General features: G+C 45.8%; 1 protein-coding gene. It reads left to right on the top strand.

Annotated features, from left to right (window positions below; translation table 11 throughout):
• Nucleotides 1–590: PAS domain-containing protein (locus A3729_RS32645; protein ID WP_369820119.1), on the top strand; the 590-nt coding region annotated here is incomplete at both ends.

Here is a 590-nt window from a genome sequence, read left to right as displayed (position 1 = left end):
TCAATTGATATCTTCCATAAAAACCCAAGCCATCAGAAAGAGCTACTAGAGAATCTAAGCGCTCAACACAAAGCCAATATTCAAGTTGGTCGACGCCATATGGAGCTATCAGTCAACCCGGTTAAGACCGAGTCCGGTGACCGTGTCGGTACAGTTGTTGAATGGAAGGATAACACTGAAGCATTGATAAAACGTGAGAATGAGTTACGCGTAGCAAACGAGAATGCTCGCTTAAAAGAAGCATTGGAGAATGTCAGCGCCAATGTGATGGTCGCCGATTATGATCGTACCATTGTCTATATGAACCCTGCGGTCATCAAAACACTCAAAAATGCAGAAGCGGCAATTAAATCAGCCCTACCCAACTTCGATACCGATAACTTATTGGGCCAGAGTATTGACCAATTCCATAAGAACCCGAACCATCAAATCAATGTGCTTGATAACTTGAGCGGCGAACACCAGGCTCATATCGAAGTCGGTGGCCGCCACATGGAGTTGCGCGTTAATGCCGTTGCGAATGAAGCTAAAGAGCGCATCGGAACAGTCGTTGAATGGTTCGACCGTACCAATGAGGTCATGATTCAGCA

This window comes from Oleiphilus sp. HI0043 (assembly GCF_001634935.1).
This window is presented reverse-complemented; position numbering and strand designations above follow the sequence as displayed.